The sequence below is a fragment of the Kitasatospora sp. NPDC054768 genome (assembly GCF_053612025.1).
On sequence record NZ_JBSHBN010000209.1, the window covers coordinates 1 to 14,228 of the forward strand.

A 14,228-nucleotide genomic window follows, 5' to 3' on the forward strand; every position below is an offset into this window, starting at 1 on the left:
GGGGGGGGTGTCGGGGGGGGGGGGGGGGCGCGGGCGGGGGGGGGCCCGGGGCCCCGCGGCCCGGGGGGTGGGGCGGGGGGGGGCGGGGGGGCCGCCCACCACCGGGCGCGTTCAATCGGCGGGGGCGATCCGGTAGCCGCCGCGCGCCGAGTGGAGGCTGAGCGCCTCGACCGGGCAGAAGTCCACCGCCTCGGTCAGCCCGTCCGTCGGCTCCGCGCCGCCGTCCGCGTACTCGGCCAGCGGTGCGGCCAGCCCGTCGGAGCCGAGGACCAGCGAGTCGGGGGCGCTGAGGGCGCACATCCCGGAGCCGATGCAGCGGTCGCGGTCGACCCGGACGACCACCGGCTCGGTGTTCGCACGGCCCGTCACCACTCCACCCGCAGGGAGTTCGGGCTGCGGGTGAGCAGGCCGCGCCGCCAGTCGATCCGGCCGACCGGGTCGGCCAGCCGCAGGGCGGGCAGCCGGCGGGCCAGCCGGTGCAGGGCGAGTTCCAGCTCCATCCGGGCCAGCCAGGCGCCCAGGCAGTGGTGCGGCCCGGCGCCGAAGGTGAGCATGGGGGCGGCCAGCGGGGAGAACAGCTCGGTGCGCAGGTCCCCGGTGAAGGCCTCCGGGTCGTGGTTGGCGGCGTTCGCGTCGGCGGCGACCACGCTGCCGGCCGGGATGACCACACCGCCGATCTCGACGTCCTCGACGGTGCGGCGCATCAGTCCGGGCATGTGCTCCTGGCGGTCGCCGAGCGGGACGGCGCGCAGCAGCTGCTCGGTCGCGGCGGCGGCGCTGGCCTCGTCGGAGGAGAGCCGCCGCCAGGCGTCGCGGCCGTCCTGGAGCAGGTAGACCAGGGCGTTGCCGAGGCTGGTCATGGTGGTCTCGTGGCCGGCCACGACCAGGCCGATGACCAGGACGACCAGCTGGCCCTCGGTGATCGAGCCGTCCTCGGCGGCGGCCGCGAGCAGCCCGCTGACCAGGTCCTCGCCGGGGGCGGCCCGGCGTTCGGCGATCACCTCGGCGCCGAAGGCGGCGAACTCGGTCATCGCGGTGACGATCGCCTCGGCGCTGTGGGCGGTGGTGGAGAGCGCGTGGTCGCTCCAGTGCGCGAGCCGCTTGCTGTCCAGGTTGTCCAGGCCCATCAGCCGGCTGATCACGGCGACGGGCAGCGGGCGGGAGTAGCCGGCGATGATGTCGGCGGGGGAGCCGTGGTCGATCAGCTCGTCGATCAGCGACTCGACCACCGAGGCCACCCAGGGCCGCCAGCGTTCGATCGCGCGCGGGGTGAAGGCCCGCTGCACGGTGCGGCGCAGCCGCTGGTGGTCGGTGCCGTCGATGTTCAGCATGCTCTGCGGGTCGTCGAGGATGTTCGGCGTGACCGTGATCGGCGGGGCGTCCGGCGCGTAGAGCGGGGCGCGGCCCAGTCGCGGGTCGGTCAGCACCTGGCGCACGTCGGCGTGCCGGCTGACCAGCCAGACCGGCGTGCCGGTGGGCAGCGCGGCGAGGCGGGGCGGGCCGGGTTCGAGTTGGCGCATGCAGTGCAGCGGGGGGAGCGGGGCGGTGCCGGCGCTGGTCGCACTGTTCTCGGTGGACATCCGTACTCCAGACTCCAGGGCGGTGGGCCGCGGGACGCGACCCGACGGGGGGTGAATCCGGGGATCGTGCGGGGGACGGGTGATGCGGCCGGCTGGCGGCTCGACACGGGCCGGGGTTCGGTCGGGCTCCTACGGGGTGTGGCGCGAAATGTGCGCGGGTGCACGGTCGGTGCGCACCCGGCGCGGTCGGTGCGCGGTCGCGCGCCGACGGGTGGGGCGGGTGTGCTGAGCGTGGTCGCGTGGACCGTCTCAGCTACGACCGTACGTGGGTGGCGGGGCGCCCGTCTGCGGCACTTCCAGCCAACGCCGGTGCTTTCCGGGCACTTCGGGGCGTGCTGACAGGCGCTCGGCGACGCCCGTGCGCCCCTGTCGACAGGGCCGCGCCGGGCGGTCCCCGGGCGCTCGGCGGATACCCGGGCGGCACATGCCGCGGGGAGGGTCCGTGAGCCGGCGCGGCGGTGTCGGACACGCCGTCGGCAGGTCCGGTGAGCCGTATCACACCACGTCACGTCGGATCGCCCGGGACGCTCCGCCGGTGACCGGCCGGGCGGGCGATACGCTTCGTGGGCAGTTCGTCTTGCAGTCGTGTTGTCGCAGGTCACGCCGGTGCAGAGCCGCACCGGCAGACGGAGGTGGAATCGGATGCCCCAGCAGGTCAAGGCAGTCATCGCGCGCGCCAAGGGCGCGCCCGTGGAGGTGACCACGATCGTGGTGCCGGACCCTGGCCCGGGCGAGGCGGTGGTCCGGATCCAGGCGTGCGGCGTCTGCCACACCGACCTCCACTACCGGGAGGGCGGCATCAACGACGAGTTCCCGTTCCTGCTCGGCCACGAGGCCGCGGGCATCGTGGAGTCGGTCGGCGAGGGCGTCACCGAGGTCGGGCCCGGTGACTTCGTGGTCCTCAACTGGCGTGCGGTGTGCGGCCAGTGCCGCGCGTGCAAGCGGGGCCGCTCGCAGTACTGCTTCAACACCCACAACGCGAAGCAGCGGATGACGCTCCTGGACGGCACCGAGCTGTCCCCGGCCCTGGGCATCGGCGCGTTCGCCGAGAAGACCCTGGTCGCGGCCGGCCAGTGCACCAAGGTGGACCCGGCGGCCGACCCGGCCGTCGCGGGCCTGCTGGGCTGCGGCGTGATGGCGGGCCTCGGTGCCGCGATCAACACCGGCAACGTGGGCCGGGGCGACTCGGTCGCGGTGATCGGCTGCGGCGGCGTCGGCGGCGCGGCCGTGATGGGCTCCCGGCTGGCGGGCGCGGCGAAGATCATCGCGGTGGACATCGACGACCGCAAGCTGGAGACCGCCCGCGGGCTGGGCGCCACCCACACCGTCAACTCCCGCACCACCGACCCGGTCGAGGCGATCCGCGAACTGACCGGCGGCAACGGCGCGGACGTGGTGGTCGAGGCGGTCGGCCGGCCGGAGACCTACAAGCAGGCCTTCTACGCCCGGGACCTGGCCGGCACCGTCGTCCTGGTCGGCGTGCCGACCCCGGAGATGACGCTGGAGCTCCCGCTGCTCGACGTCTTCGGCCGCGGCGGCGCGCTGAAGTCCTCCTGGTACGGCGACTGCCTGCCCTCGCGGGACTTCCCGATGCTGATCGACCTCTACCTCCAGGGCCGGCTGGACCTCGGCGCCTTCGTCACCGAGACCATCGGGCTCGACGCCGTGGAGCAGGCCTTCGAGCGCATGCACCAGGGCGACGTCCTGCGTTCGGTGGTGGTCCTGTGACCTCGGCCCGCATCGACCGGCTGGTGACCGCCGGGACCTTCGAGCTCGACGGCGGCAGCTGGGAGGTGGAGAACAACGTCTGGATCGTCGGGAACGACGAGGAGGCGGTGGTGATCGACGCCGCGCACGACGCCGAGGCCATCGAGGCCGCGCTCGGCGGGCGCCGGCTGCTGGCGATCGTCTCCACCCACGCGCACAACGACCACATCGACGCGGCCCCGGCGCTCGCCGACCGCACCGGTGCGCCGATCCTGCTGCACCCGGACGACCTTCCGCTGTGGAAGCTCACCCACCCCGAGCGGCTGCCGGACGGCGAACTGGCCGACGGCGGGCGGATCGAGGTGGCCGGCACCGAGCTGACCGTGCTGCACACCCCGGGGCACGCGCCGGGCGCGGTCTGCCTGTACGCGCCCGGGCTGGGCACCGTCTTCACCGGCGACACCCTGTTCCACGGGGGGCCGGGAGCCACCGGCCGGTCGTTCTCGCACTTCCCGACGATCGTCGACTCGATCCGCGAGCGGCTGCTGACGCTCCCGGCCGAGACCGTGGTGCGCACCGGCCACGGCGACCCGACCACCATCGGCGCCGAGGCCCCGGCCCTGCCGGAGTGGATCGCGCGCGGGCACTGACGCCCCGCCCGTACGCCCCCGGGGAACGCCCGTTCCCCGGGGGCCGTACCATCGCGATCATGGCCCATGACCCGCGCGACCTCGACGACTCCTTCCTCGCCTTCTGGCGGGAGCGGCACATCTCCACGCTGACCACCACCCGCCCGGACGGCACGCCGCACGTGGTGCCGGTGGGTGTGACGTACCAGCCGGAGACGGGCACCGCCCGGGTGATCACCAGCCGCACCAGTCGCAAGGCCCGCAACGTCGCCGAGGCCGGGCCCGGGGGCCAGCGGGTCGCGGTCTGCCAGGTGGACCGGGCCCGTTGGTCGACCCTGGAGGGGCTGGCGGTGGTCCGCGACGAGCCCGAGCAGGTCGCCGAGGCGGAGCGCCGCTACGCCGAGCGCTACCGGGAGCCGCGGGTCAACCCGGACCGGGTGGTCATCGAGATCACCGTCGACCGCGTCCTCGGCCGGGCCTGAGCGCGCCCGCCCGGGGATCCGGCCGGCCGGCGCCTGGTGCCGGTGTTGCCGGTGTTGCCGTATGGGCGACGGCCGCCCCCAGCACCGGAATCACCTGAAACGGTGGTGGATTCGTCACCGTCGGTGACGTGAATGCCGTATGAAAGCTGCGAACTTGCCTCCACGACTTCTTCCATGACGGCGCGTTGATGTGATCTGATTGGCCGCGCACGGTCAAGGCGGAGGCGATGGGTATCAGTACACCCGCCTCGGCGAACTCGGGGGAACGACGCCGGGGACGCGAATTCCGCGTACCCGAAGGTGAGCACTCGGGAGGGGGGGATGGATCGGTGTGCGGGAGTGCCGGACGGCATCCCGCCGTTCTCCGGTCGGAGACGCGGTACCGGTGGCCCGCAGGTGCGGCCGATGGTGTGACGGCCCGGCGATAGCGGCTCGTCGACGCGTGAACAGGCGTCGGAAAGCCGGGCTCTTGTGCTGCCCATTCGCCGCCGGCAGCGGAAGTCGCCGCCCTGCCGAACCCTTCAGTGGCCGGCCCCGGATTCGGGCCGCACGCATGTCCCGGCGACCCGGCACGACGACCCCGCGGGGTCGATGACCGTGTTCTCGGTTCAGAGGTTCTGATCGCGATCCAACTGCCCTGGGGCGACCGCGGCACCATGCCGTCGCGCTCCGTCATGAGGAAGGTGCATCGAGTCATGTCTTCTGCAAGAACTGCGCCACAAGAGCTGGACTGGACCCTTGAGAAGGGCAAGCCGGCCACCCTCGTCGTCCCTCGATTCGAAGGTACCGACGAGGCCTGCGCGTGGCTGAACGCGCTCCTGCCCGACATCCGTACCGCGCTTCAAAGGTACGGCGCGCTGTACCTGCGCGGGCTTCCGGTCGCCTCCGTCGAGGACTTCGCACTCGTGCGGGACGTCCTCGTCCCGCAGCGGACGCCCTACCGGGAGAAGGCGACGCCGCGCAGCAGCTTCGGCAACGACGTCTACTCGTCCACCGATCTGCCGCCGGCCCAGTCGATCCGGATGCACAACGAGAACAGCTACACCCTCACGTTCCCCGGGCTGCTGATGTTCGCCTGCCTGATCGCCCCGGAGGAGGGCGGGGCGACGCCGGTCGCGGACTGCCGGGAGGTGCTGCGGAAACTGCCCGCCCCGCTCGTCGAGCGGATCCGCGCCAACGGCTGGACCCTGCACCGGAGTTACTCCGAGCACATCTCCGTGAGCTGGGAGAAGGCATTCGCGACCGAGCGCCGGGAGGACGTCGAGCAGTACTGCTCGGAGAACCTGATCTCCTGCCACTGGGACGACGAGGGGAATCTGAGGACCGCGCAACGGCGGCCCGGAATCATCCGGCACCCGGCGACCGACGAGGAGGTCTGGTTCAATCACATGGCCTTCTGGAATTCCTGGTCATTGGACGAGGAGCTCCGCGAGACGCTCGTGGACGAATTCGGCGCGGACGGCCTGCCGTTCGAAACCGGAGTGGCCGACGGGAAGCCCCTGACCCGGGACGAGCTCGACATCATCAACACCGCCTACGCCGAGGCGACGGTGCGTCAGACCTGGCAGCCCGGTGACGTCATGCTCGTCGACAACGTGCTCACGGCCCACGGCCGCGACCCGTTCCGGGGCGACCGCAAGATCGTCGTCGCCATGGGCAACCCGGTCGACCTCGACGAGTGCCGGCCCACCGTGCCGGCCGCGGCGGGCAACGGCGGTGCCGCGTGAGCATCACCGAGGAGCCCCTGGCCCCGGCGGCCCCGACCGTGACGGTCGACCCGATCGTCCGGTTCCGGCGGGCCGTCGCGTCCACCCCGGACCGGCTGGCCGTGCGAGGGACCGACCGCACCCTGACCTTCGCCGAACTCGACCACGACGTACGCCGGTTGGCCGCACAGCTGGCCGAGCGCGGCCTCGGACGCGGCGCCCGGGTGGGCGTCAGCATGCACCGCGGCGCGGACCTCGTCGTCGCCCTGCTCGCCGTGTGGCACGTCGGCGCCGCCTACGTACCGCTGGACCCCGCCTACCCGCAGGACCGCCTCGCCCACATGGTGGCCGGCGCCGACCTGCGGACCGTCCTGGCGGAGCCCGGCAACGGGCCGACGTGGCCCACCGGCGTCGACGTCATCACCCTCGCCGACGCCCTCGCCGCGCCGACCGCGACTCCGGACGCGCCGGCGGCCGAGACCTCCCCGGCGGACCCGGCGTACGTGATCTACACCTCCGGCTCGACCGGAACGCCGAAGGGCGTGGAGGCCACCCGGGGCGGCGTGGCCGCGCTCGCCGCCGACCTCGAAGAGGCGGGCTTCTACGCCGACCGGCCGCGCACGGTGGCCTGGAACGCGAGCATCTCCTTCGACGCCTCCGTCCAGCAGTGGGCCCGGATCTGCCGGGGCGACAGCATCGTGGTGATCGGCGAGAACGAACGCACCGACCCGGCCGTGCTGCGCGCCCTGCTGGACGAGCACGCCGTCGACGACCTGGACCTGACGCCCTCGCACTGGGAGGTGCTGCGCGAGGCCCTCCTCGCCCCCACCGCCGACGGCCGCGTCCTGCGGCTGTTCATGGGCGGCGAGCCGGTACCGGCGGAGGTCTGGCGCGAGCTGGGCGAAGCCCGCGACGCCGGGACGGTCGAGGCGATCAACCTGTACGGCCCCACCGAGTGCACCGTGGACGCCACCGCGGCCTGGATCACCGGCGCGGGCCCGCACATCGGCCGCGCGCTGCCCGGGTTCACCGCCCACGTGCTCGACGAAGGGCTGCGCCCCGCGGCCGCCGGCGAGCCGGGCGAGCTCTACCTGGCCGGGCCCTCCGTGACCATCGGCTACGTCGGCCGGCCCGCGCTGACCGCTCAGCGCTTCGTCGCCGACCCGGCCGGTACCGGCCGCCGGATGTACCGCACGGGCGACCGGGTGCGGCTGCGCCCCGACGGCACCATCGACTACCTGGGCCGGGCCGACCGGCAGATCAAGATCCGCGGCTACCGGGTGGAACTCGGCGAGATCGAGGCGGCGCTCGCCGCGCACCCGGAGGTCAGGACCGCCGCCGTCGTCCTGCACGCCACCGAGACCGCCGGCGACCAACTGGTCGGCTACGTCGTCCCGGAGGGCGGGAGCGTCCCGCGCGCCCGGGAACTCCAGGAGCACCTCGGCGGCGTGCTGCCGTCGTTCATGGTCCCCTCGGCGTTCGTCACGCTCGACACCATGCCGCTGAGCGTGAACGGCAAGGTGGACCACCGGGCCCTGCCCGCCGTGGACGAGGCCCTGTGGGCCGACGAACAGGAGCCGGGGGACGAGCCGCAGGGCGAGTTCGAGACCCTGATCGCCGGCGTGTGGGCCGAGGTGCTCGGCCGCCAGCGGATCAGCCCCACCGACAACTTCTTCTCGCTGGGCGGCCATTCGCTCATCGCGCTGCGCGTCATCGGCCGGCTGAAGAAGCAGTTCGGCATCACCGTGTCCACGAAGGAGGTCTACCAGCACCCCGAACTGCGGTCGCTGGCGGAGTTCGTGGCGTCCCGTCGGACGGAGGGCAAGTGAACACCGCACAGGACACCACCGTCATCAGCATCCGGCGCCCCAAGGACGCCGCCCTGACGCTGATCTGCCTGGGCTTCTGCGGGGGCGGCACGGCCTCCTACCACCTGTGGGGCGACGCCGTGCCGGACGACATCGCCCTGTCGGCGATCTGCTACCCGGGCCGGGAGGGCAGGTTCCTGGAGGACTTCGCCACCGACTGGGAGGAGCTGGCCCAGGACGCCACCGCGGCGGTGCTGTCCGCCGTCGACGGCCCCTATGTGCTCTTCGGGCACAGCATGGGCGGCTGGATGGCGTTCGACGTCGCCGCGCGGATCGAGAGCGGCGGCGGGCCGCTGCCGCGGAACCTGGTCGTCTCCTCGGCCAACGCGCCGGCCCGCGGGCTCACGCCCCGGGACATGTTCCCGTCCCAGCAGGACGACGACGACGGTCTGCTGCTCTGGATGAAGACCCACGGCCTGATGCCGGCACACGTCCTGGAGGACCCCGAACTCCAGGAGATGAGCGTCGAACTGATGCGCGCCGACATCCGGGTGCGGGACACCTTCCGCTACACCGAGGGCGCCACCGTCAGCATGCCGGTGCAGATGCTGTCGGGCGCCGACGACGACGTCATCGAGGCGAACGCGGGCGAGCAGTGGCGCACGCTGGCGCTGGGCGAGTACCGCCACGACGTCCTCCCCGGCGGCCACTTCTACACCCCGGAGGTCTGGCGGACCCTGCCCTCCAGGATCGCCGCCCTCGATCCCCGCGAGAGGAGCCGACGATGAGAACGGACGCCACGCTGGACGTGATCGTCAGCGGCACCGAGTCGGACTCGCACACCTGGAACCTGGTCTTCCTCCAGCTCCAGCTGGAGGACTGGGGGCACCGGGTGCAGAACCTCGGCCCGTGCCTGCCGGGCGGGGAACTGGCGGCGGAGTGCCGGCGCGGCGCCCCCGACCTCATCGTGCTCAGCAGCGTCAACGGCCACGGCGAGAGCGACGGACTGTCCGCCGTCGCGGCGCTGCGCGCCGACCCGGAGCTCGCCGACACACCGATCGTCATCGGCGGGAAGCTCGGCACCGGCAAGCAGCTGCGGGCCGGTGCGGGCGGGGCCGCCGGCGGCGAGATGACGCGCCGCCTGCTGTCCGCGGGCTTCTCCGCGGTCTTCCACGAGTCGTCCGGACTACCGGAGTTCGAGAGGTACGTCGCCGCCCTCAGCGCCGAGAAGGCGAGGCGGGCCGGCCGCGTCCTGGAGGAGCTCCGCGCCGCCCCGACCCCATGAACGACGGGCCGGTCAACGCGTTCGCGGACTTCGTCGGACGGTCGCACGAACAGGGCAACCTGGTGGTGCAGCCCCGCATGGGCTTCGGCGACCCGCGGGCCATGCGGGACGGGCTGATCGCCGTCAAGGGGGCCAACGCCACCACGGTCGGCACGATCACCCTGGACAGCTACACCCGGCTCGGCAAGCTCGCCGACGCCCGGCGGGCCGTCGACGAGGGCGGCGACCTCAACGGTTACCCGATCAGGACCCACCCCCCGGACACCAACCGGGGGGTGCTGGACGGCGTGCGCGAGCGCGACTTCCCGGTCCAGGTGCGGCACGGGTCGGCGAGCCCCTACGGCATCATCGCGGCCTCGCTGGAAGCGGGGCTCGACACCACCGAAGGCGGCCCGGTCTCCTACTGCCTGCCGTACGGGCGCCTCCCGCTGCGCCAGGCGGTGCGGAACTGGGAACGGTCCTGCGAGCTGATGGTCAGGGCCCGTGACCACGGCATCGAACCGCACGTCGAGACCTTCGGCGGCTGCATGCTCGGCCAGCTCTGCCCGCCCAGCCTGCTGGTGGCGATCAGCCTCCTGGAAGGCGTGTTCTTCCGCCGGCACGGCCTGCGCAGCATCTCGCTGAGCTACGCCCAGCAGACCAACGCCGAGCAGGACCGGGAGGCGGTGCTGGCCCTGCGCCGGCTCGCCGGTGCGCTGCTGCCGGACGTCGACTGGCACATCGTGATCTACAACTACATGGGGGTCTACCCCAGCACCCGCTCGGGCGCCCTGCTGCTGCTGGAGCAGGCCGCCGAGCTGGCCGTCCGCACCGGAGCGGAACGGCTCATCGTCAAGACGGCGGCCGAGGCGCACCGGATCCCGACCGTCCGGGAGAACGTCGAGGCGCTGGAGATCGCGGCGCTGGCCGCCCAGAACGCGGGCGGATCGGCGCCGCCGGACACCGGCGCGGACAGCGAGGTCCTGGCGGAGGCGACCGCGCTCGTGAACACCGTCCTCGGCCTCAACACGGACGTGGGCGCCGCCCTGGTCGAGGCGTTCAACCGGGGGCTGCTGGACGTCCCGTACTGCCTGCACCCGGACAACGCCGGACGGGCCAGGAGCTACATCGACTCCGACGGGCGGCTGCGCTGGTCGCACACCGGCTCCCTGCCCGTACGGCCGAACGGGCGGTCCACCGGCAACCGCTCGATGAGCGCGGCGGACCTGCTCCGGGCCCTGTCCCACGTCGCGCGGTCGTTCGACGAGCGCGCCGCCACCACGCTGGACCGGCTGCCCGGGATCCCCAGCTGAACCCCCTGCCAGAACCGCAGGACCAGAGAACCGAAGGAAGAGACCCCTTGACCAGCGAGTTCGAGTCTGCACGGCCCGGTGCACTGCCGGACCACCTCAAGAACCCCGTGACCCGGTCCGTGCTGCGGATCCAGAACCAGATCGTCCAGGCGGGCCGCGAACTACTCCTCGGCGAAGGGTTCGTGGAGCTGCTGCCGCCGATCATCGGACCGGTGACGGACCCGGGCGGCCGTGGTGCCAAGCAGGTGGACGTCGACTTCTACGGCCACCGCTACAAGCTGATGACCAGCGCGATCCTCTACAAGCAGGCGTCGCTGCTCGCCTTCGACAAGGTGTTCTACGTCGCGCCGAACGTCCGGCTCGAACCGCTGGAGACCGCGAACATCGGCCGCCACCTGGCGGAGTTCCACCAGTTCGACGTGGAGATCGCCGGCGCCACGCAGGAGGACGCGATGGGCGTGGCACAGTCCATCGTGACCGCGGCGATCGAGCGCGTGGTGCGGACGATGGGCGCCGAGCTGGACGTCCTGGGCCGCGACGCGGACGCCTTCATCCCGCTGCTCACCCGCGACGCCCCGTTCGAGCGGATCAGCCACGGCGACGCGATGGCCGAGCTGGCCCGGCTGGGCCACGAGCAGAACCACGACGCCGAGATCGACTGGCAGGGCGAGGGCCTGCTCTCGCACAAGTCGGACTCGCCGTTCTTCATCATCGACTACCCCAAGGGCTCGCGCGGCTTCTACGACCGCGAGGACCCGCGGCGCCCGGAGGTCCTGCGCAACTTCGACCTCATCGCCCCCGAAGGCTTCGGCGAGCTGATCAGCGGCAGCGAGCGGGAGTTCGACTACGCGCGGATCATCGCCCGGATGCGCGAGAGCGGCGAGAACCCGGCCAAGTACGAGTGGTACCTGAAGATGGTCCGCGACGGGATCCCGGGCAGCGCCGGCTTCGGGATCGGCATCGAGCGGCTCACCCGCTACGTCGCCGGGCTGGACGCCGTCTGGCAGGCCACCCCGTTCCCGAAGATCCCCGGGGTGGTCTCGCCGTGAGCGGGGTGCTCGGCGCCCCGGGCTTCCCGGAGGCCGCGATCCGGTCGCGGGCCAGGGAGGGCGCCGCCGGGGCGTTCCCGCCGATGGACGGCTACGGCCTGACCCTGTTCGGCGCCGGCGGCACGGGCGGCGTCCCGCAGCCGGCGGCGCCCCACGGCGCGGACGTGCTGGACGCGATGCGCCTGGTCCCGCCGGTCTTCATGCCCCAGCGGCTGGAGAAGCTCACCGACCTGGCCCGCGAGCCGCTCTACGGCGACGTCGAACTCGCCACCGACATCGGCGGGTTCCGGTCGTCGCTGCCGGTGTACGTCTCGGCCTTCGGCTCCACCCAGGTGGCCTCCTCCGGGCTGGGCCTGGCGGCCAGCCGCCAGGCCGGACGGCTGGGCATCCCGCTGGTCATCGGCGAGAACGTGGTGCCGACCAACGGCTTCGCCGACGGTTCCGCCGGCAGCCCCGAGGACCGGTCCACCGGCAGCCCCGAGGAGCGGTCCACCGGCAGCCCCGGGGACCGGTCCGCCGACAGCTCCGCCGACACCGGCGACAGCATGCTCGCCCGGCTGCGCGCCTACGAGCAGGAACTCCCCGAGGGCATGGGCGGGCTGGCGTTCCAGCAGAGCACCGAGGACGCCGATGCCGAGGTGTGGAACCAGATCTACAGCGCCCCGGCCGCGAAGGCCCTGCTGGAGTCCGGCCGGCTGGCGTTCGAGCTGAAGGTGGGACAGGGCGCCAAGCCCGGCCTCGGCGGGATGACGGTGCTGAAACGCTCCGTGGCCGACCAGCTGGCCGCCCAGTACAGCACCGACGAGAACGTCTTCGGCGGCGGGCACGACCGGGTGCTGCGGTCCAGCAGCCCGGGCACGTTCACCGCGGAGATCCTGCGTCAGCAGATCCGGTTCATGCGCAACAACTACCCGCGCGCGCGGATCTGGGTGAAACTCCCGCCCGGGCGCGACATCCGCGAGGCGGCGGCCGTGGCCCGGGAGAGCGGCGCGGACTCGGTGACCGTGGACGGCGCCGAGGGCGGCAGCGGCTGGGCGCCCAGCAGCTTCCTCGACCAGGTGGGCCTGCCGCTGGGCGAGTGCCTGCGCCGGCTGGAGCCGCGCTCTTCCTCCGACTGCCTGCTGGTCTCGGGCCGGATGTGGGAGGGCGCCAGGGCCGTGAAGGCCCTGGCGCTGGGCGCCCGCGCCGTCGGACTGGGCCGGGCGGCCCTGCTCGCGGCGGACGAGGACCCGCAAGACGGGATCGCCCGGCTGGTCTCCTGCCTCGCCTTCGAACTGCGGCTGCTGATCAGCGCGCTGGGCAAGTACACGCCCGCCGCGCTGGGCCCGGAGGACGTCTGGCTCCCGGGAACGGCCGACCCGCACCTCCACCCGTAGCACGCCGGACCCCGCCCCACCGGGGCCCGGTCCCTTTCCCCGCCACGAACATTCACCCCGCGAAGAAGGAGCACCGCTGTGACGAATCCGTTCGAGGACGCCGACGGCCGCTACGTGGTCCTGGTCAACGACCAGAACCAGCACTCCCTGTGGCCGAACGCGATCGAGGTCCCGGCCGGCTGGGCCACGGCCTTCGGCGAGAACGACCGCCAGGCCTGCCTGGAGTACATCGAGCAGAACTGGACCGACCTGGCGCCGCGCCCGACCGCGGTCGGCTGACCCGCGGACCCGATTCCCTTTTCCCCATTCCTTTCGCACACCCGCGTACGGCCCCGGCCAGGTGACGAAGCACCCGGCCGGGGCGTCCGGTCACGCACATCGATCACCGCCGGATAGGCACCAGAGGGAGATGTCATGGCTCAGCAGAAGGAACCGACGGTCGGGCAGAAGGCCATGGCCGAGGACGGCCGCGGTCCCGGATCGGTGCAGGAGGAGATCCTGTGCGGCCTTTTCGCTGAGGTCCTCGATGTGCCGTCGGTGGGGATCGACGACAACTTCTTCGCGCTGGGCGGTCACTCCGTACTCGCGACCCGGCTGATCAGTCGCATCCGCAGCACGCTCGGCGCGGAGCTCGGCATCCGTGAACTGTTCCGGAACCCGACCGTCGCCAAGGTGGCGGAGAAGCTGAAGGACGGCCGCCCGGCGCGTCCGGCGCTGGTGGCGGGCCCGCGGCCGGAGGTGCTGCCGCTGTCGTTCGCCCAGCAGCGGTTGTGGTTCCTCGACCAGTTGGAGGGGGCGTCGGCGGCCTACAACAGTCCGTTCGCGTTCCGCCTGCACGGCACGGTGGACGTCGAGGCTCTGCGTGCGGCGATCGGTGACGTCGTCGGCCGGCACGAGGCCCTGCGCACGGTCTACCCGGCGGTCGACGGTCAGCCGCGCCAGCTGGTGCTGCCCGCCGACGGCGCCCACGTCCCGTTCACGGTCGTGGAGTGCGGACGTGATGCGCTGCACGAGGAGATGCGCACGGCTGCGTTCACGCCGTTCGATCTTTCCACCGAACTTCCGTTGCGGGTGGCGCTGTTCACGCTCGGCGAGGGCGAGGGAGAGTCGATTCTGTCGCTGACCTCACATCACATCGCGATTGATGGTTGGTCGATGAGGCCGTTGTGGGAGGGGGTGGCGTCGGCCTATCGGGCGCGGTTGGCGGGGCTGGCGCCGGAGTGGGAGCCGTTGGCCGTTCAGTACGCGGATTACTCGCTGTGGCAGCAGGAGCTGCTGGGTGGGGTCGTGGGTGAGCAGTTGGCGTACTGGTCG

14 protein-coding genes are annotated in these 14,228 nt (G+C 72.8%); 12 read left to right on the forward strand and 2 right to left on the reverse strand.

The window, feature by feature from the left end; genetic code table 11:
- Window positions 1-111: 111 nt before the first annotated feature.
- A complete protein-coding gene (locus ACWGKU_RS37060; protein ID WP_452180531.1) occupies window positions 112-369 on the reverse strand; it encodes a ferredoxin in 258 nt (85 codons plus the stop codon).
- Entirely contained in the window at window positions 366-1,580 is a 1,215-nt protein-coding gene (locus tag ACWGKU_RS37065; RefSeq protein ID WP_401045881.1) for a cytochrome P450, read from the reverse strand. Before ACWGKU_RS37065 ends, ACWGKU_RS37060 begins: the two co-directional genes overlap by 4 nt.
- A gap of 642 nt (window positions 1,581-2,222) precedes the next feature.
- Between ACWGKU_RS37065 and ACWGKU_RS37070 the strand changes: the two genes are divergently transcribed.
- From ACWGKU_RS37070 to ACWGKU_RS37125, 12 genes are all read left to right on the forward strand, one after another.
- Entirely contained in the window at window positions 2,223-3,308 is a 1,086-nt protein-coding gene (locus tag ACWGKU_RS37070) for an S-(hydroxymethyl)mycothiol dehydrogenase (protein WP_401045879.1), read from the forward strand.
- Window positions 3,305-3,937 (forward strand): MBL fold metallo-hydrolase, encoded by a 633-nt coding sequence (locus ACWGKU_RS37075; RefSeq protein ID WP_401045877.1) that lies wholly within the window; start codon window positions 3,305-3,307, stop codon window positions 3,935-3,937. Before ACWGKU_RS37070 ends, ACWGKU_RS37075 begins: the two co-directional genes overlap by 4 nt.
- A 59-nt stretch (window positions 3,938-3,996) precedes the next feature.
- Window positions 3,997-4,398, forward strand: a complete 402-nt coding sequence (locus tag ACWGKU_RS37080) for a pyridoxamine 5'-phosphate oxidase family protein (RefSeq protein WP_452180530.1) — start codon at window positions 3,997-3,999, stop codon at window positions 4,396-4,398.
- A gap of 695 nt (window positions 4,399-5,093) precedes the next feature.
- Window positions 5,094-6,125, forward strand: a complete 1,032-nt coding sequence (locus ACWGKU_RS37085; protein WP_401052761.1) for a TauD/TfdA family dioxygenase — start codon at window positions 5,094-5,096, stop codon at window positions 6,123-6,125.
- Window positions 6,122-7,933: a non-ribosomal peptide synthetase gene (locus ACWGKU_RS37090; RefSeq protein WP_452180529.1), complete on the forward strand. Its 1,812-nt coding sequence runs from the start codon at window positions 6,122-6,124 to the stop codon at window positions 7,931-7,933. Before ACWGKU_RS37085 ends, ACWGKU_RS37090 begins: the two co-directional genes overlap by 4 nt.
- Window positions 7,930-8,700 carry a thioesterase II family protein gene (locus ACWGKU_RS37095; RefSeq protein ID WP_359900347.1) on the forward strand — a complete coding sequence of 257 codons (771 nt, stop codon included), beginning with the start codon at window positions 7,930-7,932 and terminating at the stop codon, window positions 8,698-8,700. Before ACWGKU_RS37090 ends, ACWGKU_RS37095 begins: the two co-directional genes overlap by 4 nt.
- A complete protein-coding gene (locus ACWGKU_RS37100; RefSeq protein ID WP_401052767.1) occupies window positions 8,697-9,197 on the forward strand; it encodes a cobalamin B12-binding domain-containing protein in 501 nt (166 codons plus the stop codon). Before ACWGKU_RS37095 ends, ACWGKU_RS37100 begins: the two co-directional genes overlap by 4 nt.
- The gene (locus tag ACWGKU_RS37105) at window positions 9,194-10,489 is read left to right on the forward strand and encodes a methylaspartate mutase (protein WP_452180528.1); all 1,296 of its coding nucleotides are present in this window, start codon (window positions 9,194-9,196) and stop codon (window positions 10,487-10,489) included. The genes ACWGKU_RS37100 and ACWGKU_RS37105 overlap by 4 nt, the downstream gene beginning before the upstream one ends.
- A 47-nt stretch (window positions 10,490-10,536) precedes the next feature.
- Window positions 10,537-11,538 (forward strand): asparagine synthetase A, encoded by a 1,002-nt coding sequence (locus ACWGKU_RS37110; RefSeq protein WP_452180527.1) that lies wholly within the window; start codon window positions 10,537-10,539, stop codon window positions 11,536-11,538.
- Complete coding sequence (locus ACWGKU_RS37115) at window positions 11,535-12,914, forward strand: glutamate synthase-related protein (protein WP_452180526.1); 1,380 nt, start codon at window positions 11,535-11,537, stop codon at window positions 12,912-12,914. Before ACWGKU_RS37110 ends, ACWGKU_RS37115 begins: the two co-directional genes overlap by 4 nt.
- 78 nt (window positions 12,915-12,992) lie before the next feature.
- The gene (locus tag ACWGKU_RS37120; protein WP_359900357.1) at window positions 12,993-13,193 is read left to right on the forward strand and encodes an MbtH family protein; all 201 of its coding nucleotides are present in this window, start codon (window positions 12,993-12,995) and stop codon (window positions 13,191-13,193) included.
- 135 nt (window positions 13,194-13,328) lie between these two features.
- Window positions 13,329-14,228 (forward strand): condensation domain-containing protein (locus ACWGKU_RS37125; RefSeq protein ID WP_452191737.1); only part of this gene is annotated, 900 nt, incomplete at its 3' end.